This is a genomic window from Homoserinimonas sp. (assembly GCF_056262345.1).
On the sequence record NZ_JBACFR010000188.1, the window covers coordinates 1 to 3,837 of the forward strand.

The following is a 3,837-nucleotide window of genomic DNA, read 5'->3' on the forward strand; positions in this document are numbered from 1 at the left end:
GCCTGCGCGGCGACCGCGGCATACCAACCCGTACCAAGAACGTCGGATGCGGCCAGCAGCGGGGCAATGAGGTCATCGGCGGGGTATGCGGGCGTTGCGACCAGGGTGCCGTCGGCGAGAGGGATGCGCGCGTACTCAGCCTGAGTGCCGATCGACCCCATCATCACGTTGTGAATGCACCGCGACTGGTATCCGGATCGACAGATTTCGCACGTGTTATCCGAGGCCACGAATGAACCGACGACGAAGTCTCCCTGGCGAACGCTCGTCACCTGGTCGCCGGCGGTCTCAACCATGCCAACGTACTCGTGACCCATCGGCTGTGGAACCGCCGCCAGCGGCTCCAACCCACGATATGGCCATAGATCGGAGCCGCAGATACACGTGGCGACGACCGCGATAATTGCATCGGTGGGTTCGAGGATTGAGGGCATGGGGCGGTCCTCGACCCGAACATCCCCTGGGGCATACATCATCACACCGCGCATCTCGTGACCTCCTCACATCACCAGGGTTGCCGAACGGGCCCTGTCCATTCGCAAGCCAGCAAACGGCAACTGCCCTGGGAATGCCAGTGCGAAAGCTGAGTCCGTGAGCACGCAGCAAGGAGATCATCCGGTGAGAGCGATGTCGCTTGGCTGCGGCCTCCTTAGCGTTAGGCCATGGCCTCCGCAGCGAGAACAGGCACAGCGCGAACCGGCACGTCGGCTCCCGTAAGCCCGAGCGACAAGAGCCCCGTCCATGAACGGCGGCTCAGGAGCGCCACGAACTTCGAGTCGCTCGCCCTGGCCGTTGGCGCCATCGGTTTTGTCATCACAGCAGTCATCGCTGTGCTCGTTTTCCGGTTCGAGAGCGCGCCCATTAATGGCCCCGGTTCCGTCGGGCAGTTTGTCGCCATCGTGGCGGCCCTAGCTGCCTTGGCTGCGTACACAGCCGGGTGGCTTACCCAGCGCAGTCGTCTCGCGGCGGGGGAGCCAACGCCCGAGACGGGACATCCCCGAGCCCCCGACAGGCGCTTGCTCAATGGGATCGATGTCGCGGCCATCGCCTTCGCCCATGCGGTGATCGCGCTTCTCGGCTGGGTTGTGCTGTCTGACCTGCTCGAGAGAGCTTTTCTGGACGCATCCGTCTTTCCGGTCCCGGTAATCGTGCTTTCGGCGACGGGCGTGGCGGTGACGGCGTATTTCGCTTTTCTTTCCGCGGTCTCGATGACCCCGATGCTTCTCTCTACTGTGCTACTGATATTCCTCGTTTTTGGGGCCCTCGCGAGCATGCTCACAGCGAGCGACCCGCATTGGTGGATGGAGAACCTCAGTGCGCTTGGCATGACGGATGATCTCTCCGCAATGGCCTTCAACCTCACGCTCATCGTCGGGGGAGTTCTTGTCACCGCGATCGCTCGATACGCAACTGCACGCCTTCGCACCACCAACCCGCACGGCGTTGCAATGGTCCGCACCTGCCTCATTGTGATCGGCATCTGCCTGGGCTGCGTTGGCATCTTTCCTGTCGATACGTTCTTCACGATCCACAGTGTTTTTGCGTCAAGTATGTGTGTCGTCTTCGCTGTCCTAGTGGTTTGCCTCCGCCGGTGGATTCCGCAACTGCCACAACCGTTCGCAGTCCTGGGCTATGCGTTCCTCGCCGTCATTGCCGTGCTCGCCGTGTTCTTCATCACCGGGTACTACACCCTGACGGCGGTAGAACTCGTGGCCGCGGTTCTCATCTTCAGCTGGCTCATCCTCTTCATTCGCAACACCAGCGCCATGGAGGCGGATGCTGCATCCGCCTAACAGACTCGCTGGCAGCCCTCAGCTTGGGGGCGCACGATGGATCCCCGTTTCGCGCAATCAAGGGATCCACAATGGCCAGCACACTCACCCCGATTGACCCGCCACAGCTGTACAGGAGCCCGGCGTTCGCGCAGGGGATGATCGCTCCGGCTGGCGCGACCCTCTATGTCGGTGGGCAGAATGGCGCCGACTCCGAAGGGGCGCTCCTGGAGGGACTCGGCCCGCAAACGGAGCAGGCGCTACGAAACCTGCTGGCTGTGCTGGAGGCGGCAGGTACGACTCCTGACCTTGTCGCCAAGCTCACCATCTATCTCGCGGTCGGCATCGACCCGACCGAGGCCTACGCCGCAACCCAGACGGTGTGGGGTGCGCGCCGAACCGCCGTTACGGTTTTGGCGATGACACCAGCGCGTCCCGGTGCGCTCGTCGAGATCGACGCAGTTGCGGCGGTGCCGGCGAGCGAGGGCTAGCAGGAGCTACATTGCGTCGCCGATGTAGGAGTACTTGACGAAGACATCGGATGCGAGTCCAGACTCTTCGAGCACTCCCTGTACGGCGGTCAGCATGTATTTGGAGTCCCAGCCCATGTAGAGAAAGTGGGAATCATCCAGTGCGTCCCACTGCCCGTTCCACGATTGCGCGTCGAAGATGGGCCCGCCGCGACGGGCGCTGAAGGCGACAACGCTTTCGCGGGAGTCTGCCCACAGCCGCTTGAATACCCGGTTGAAGAGGTACTTGACGTCGTGCACTTCCCAGTGCTCACCGCGGTACTCAACGTAGTCAAACTCACGCTCCCACCCGCGCGGCCAGCCGCGGCGGCGTTTGGCGTCGAGAACTGGGGTGAGATCGTCATCGTCAATCTCGCCGGATGCTGGGCGAGCCCAGATGCGGAGGAACTCGGTCGTGAGGCGCGCTGTGCGCTCCGAGATCGCTGCCGTGTTCCAGGTCTCAACAGAGGCAAGTTCGCGGGTCGCGGCGACGCCGCTCTGCGAATAGATCGTGTCCCGCTTCACGGCGAAGGGCTCGTTGCCCGCCCGCATTGCGAGGTGCGGTTCGAGAAGAGCAAGGTTGCCCAGAGTCTGCGAAAGGGCTCGGTAGCTGTTCTGCTCGTCCTCGCTGAAGTCGGACCAGGAGCGCACGCCGTCGCCCGACCAGGAATCGCCGGGAGTGACGGGAAGAATGTGCTCAACATCCAGATCCGCAACCCGATCGAGGTTAGAAAGACGGTCGAGCACGTATGCGGGGTGGGGGAGCGCGCCGTACTTGAGCGCAACCCGCACCCGCTCATCGGACGGGGTGATCCGCGCGATCGCTGAGGCCAATACTGAGGGGCCGTGCGCGCTAGCGCGACACAACCGTGCGACGAGACGACCGTTCTTGAGGCCAACGGCGGTGCGGCGCAGCAGCAGCGACTGGATGTTCTCGAGCGTGTTGATCAGAGCATCCCGAGGCGACGAGCCGTGCCGGTAGTCGTAGTACGCCCGCATGACGAGGGGGTACATGCCCCGGCCAAACGTGTTGACGTAGCCGAGCTGCCGGGCGATCTGCTCATCCGGCTCGTGTGTCGGGTCGAGCAGGGCGCTGTAGACCTCCGAAAACTCGCGCCACTCTGTGGCCTGCTTGCGGAGGATGTGGAGGTCGAGGCGCGGAAACCGGTGGCGGAACGTGTCGTAGACGCCACGACCGTCTGCCGCATCGATCTCCCGGCCCGTCGTCATGATCATGAAGTGCCGCCAGAATGCGCCGATTGCATCGCCCGTGTTGCGTTCGATCGGCAGCCAGAAGCTATCTTCGATTTCGCTCTGCTCGGCGTGCGAGAGGCCCATGAGCACGTAGTTGTGGATCAGCTCATGATCGCGCAGGGGCTCACCCGTCGAGTTGAGGCTCTCGAAGGTCTGCTGCGCATTGGCATTGGTGCCAAGCGTGATCGAAACATGCTCAAGGCGCTGCAAACCAGACCAGATTCGCGGCACCTCCTCGGCTGGAATCTGGCTGCGAAAGAACGCGTAGTTGTTATCGAAGCGAGAGTCGCGCAGCTCGGCGT

At 63.0% G+C, this 3,837-nt stretch carries 4 protein-coding genes; 2 read left to right on the forward strand and 2 right to left on the reverse strand.

The window, feature by feature from the left end; genetic code table 11:
* Window positions 1-488, reverse strand: a 488-nt coding sequence (locus AC062T_RS09425) for an alcohol dehydrogenase catalytic domain-containing protein (protein WP_476029436.1), incomplete at its 3' end; no start/stop codon positions are given.
* A gap of 174 nt (window positions 489-662) precedes the next feature.
* On the opposite strand from AC062T_RS09425, the gene AC062T_RS09430 reads away from it, so the two are divergent.
* Both AC062T_RS09430 and AC062T_RS09435 read left to right on the forward strand, forming a co-directional pair.
* Window positions 663-1,793 carry a DUF998 domain-containing protein gene (locus AC062T_RS09430; protein ID WP_476029438.1) on the forward strand — a complete coding sequence of 377 codons (1,131 nt, stop codon included), beginning with the start codon at window positions 663-665 and terminating at the stop codon, window positions 1,791-1,793.
* Between the two features lie 71 nt (window positions 1,794-1,864).
* Window positions 1,865-2,263 carry a RidA family protein gene (locus AC062T_RS09435; RefSeq protein WP_476029440.1) on the forward strand — a complete coding sequence of 133 codons (399 nt, stop codon included), beginning with the start codon at window positions 1,865-1,867 and terminating at the stop codon, window positions 2,261-2,263.
* Window positions 2,264-2,269: 6 nt separating this feature from the next.
* Here AC062T_RS09435 and AC062T_RS09440 read toward each other — a convergent pair.
* Window positions 2,270-3,837 (reverse strand): DUF262 domain-containing protein (locus tag AC062T_RS09440; RefSeq protein ID WP_476029442.1); only part of this gene is annotated, 1,568 nt, incomplete at its 5' end.

Coding starts and splice junctions, on each gene's coding strand:
- AC062T_RS09430 (WP_476029438.1), top strand. CDS start 663: ATGGCCTCCGCAGCGAGAACAGGCACAGCGCGAACCGGCACGTCGGCT.
- AC062T_RS09435 (WP_476029440.1), top strand. CDS start 1,865: ATGGCCAGCACACTCACCCCGATTGACCCGCCACAGCTGTACAGGAGC.